General features: G+C 60.5%; 1 protein-coding gene. It reads left to right on the top strand.

Translation table 11 applies throughout. From position 1 onward, the window contains the following. Nucleotides 1-115: 115 nt before the first annotated feature. The coding region (gene istA / locus L6D77_RS26990) for an IS21-like element ISPst3 family transposase (RefSeq protein WP_232885666.1) at nt 116-1,278 on the top strand (1,163 nt) is incomplete at its 3' end.

The following is a 1,278-nucleotide window of genomic DNA, read 5'->3' as shown; positions in this document are numbered from 1 at the left end:
TGTTGCCGCTGACCGAAAACTGACCCAGTAGAGGCTGTTCTGCCGACTGAAAACTGACCCAGGTGTTCAACTGCTTCTGCTCAATTTTTGAGCAGGAGAACACAGGGTGATCAGTATGGAAATGATGGGCAAAATTCGCCGGATGTATTTCCGCGACAAGCTGTCGCTGCATGAGATAGCCAAGCGCACCGGGTTGGCGCGCAACACGATTCGCAAGTGGGTCAGAGCACCTGAGGCCAAGCCGCCGGTCTACCAACGCCGCGCGATCTTCAACAAACTCAGCCCTTTTCACGCCACGCTGGAGCAGGCGCTAAAAGCCGATTCGCTGCGGCCCAAGCAACAGCGGCGCAGTGCCAAGGCGCTGTTGGCGCAAATCAAAGCCGAAGGTTATGACGGTGGCTACAGCCAGCTCACCGCGTTTATCCGTGCCTGGCGAGGGGGACAGGGCAAGGCGTCGCAGGCCTTTGTGCCGCTGACCTTTGCTCTTGGCGAGGCGTTTCAGTTTGACTGGAGCGAGGAAGGCTTGCTGGTCGGCGGCATTTACCGGCGTATGCAGGTGGCACATCTGAAGCTGTGTGCCAGCCGTGCGTTCTGGCTTGTGGCGTATCCGAGCCAGGGCCATGAGATGTTATTTGACGCCCATACACGCTCGTTCGGCTCCTTGGGCGGCGTGCCGCGCCGGGGCATCTACGACAACATGAAGACCGCCGTCGACAAGGTCAATAAGGGCAAAGGCCGGGCGGTGAATGCGCGCTTTGCGGTGATGTGCGCGCATTACCTGTTCGATCCGGACTTCTGCAACGTCGCCGCTGGTTGGGAAAAGGGCATCGTTGAAAAGAACGTGCAAGACAGCCGCAGGCGTATCTGGCTAGACGCCCAGGACTGCCAGTTTCACTCCTTCGAGGAACTCAATGCCTGGCTGGGCCAGCGCTGCCGCGCGCTTTGGAACGAGCTGACGCACCCTCAATACAGCGGGCTGAGTGTGGCCGAAGTGCTGGAGTTGGAGCGCGCTGAACTGATGCCTGTGCCAGCGCCATTCGACGGTTACGTCGAGCGGCCTGCGCGGGTCTCCAGCACCTGCCTGGTCAGCGTCGGGCGCAACCGCTACTCGGTGCCGTGTGAGTATGCGGGTAAGTGGGTCAGCAGCCGTTTGTATCCGACGCGAATCGAGGTGGTGGCTGACGACGCGCTGATCGCCAGCCATGTCCGCTTGCTGGATCGCGACCAGGTCAGCTATGACTGGCAGCACTACCTCCCGCTGATCGAACGCAAGCCCGG

It is taken from the genome of Pseudomonas parasichuanensis (genome assembly GCF_021601385.1).
Classification (GTDB): Bacteria; Pseudomonadota; Gammaproteobacteria; order Pseudomonadales; family Pseudomonadaceae; genus Aquipseudomonas; species Aquipseudomonas parasichuanensis.
Note: the sequence above shows the minus strand (reverse complement) of the source record. Positions and strands in the feature narration are given on the sequence as shown.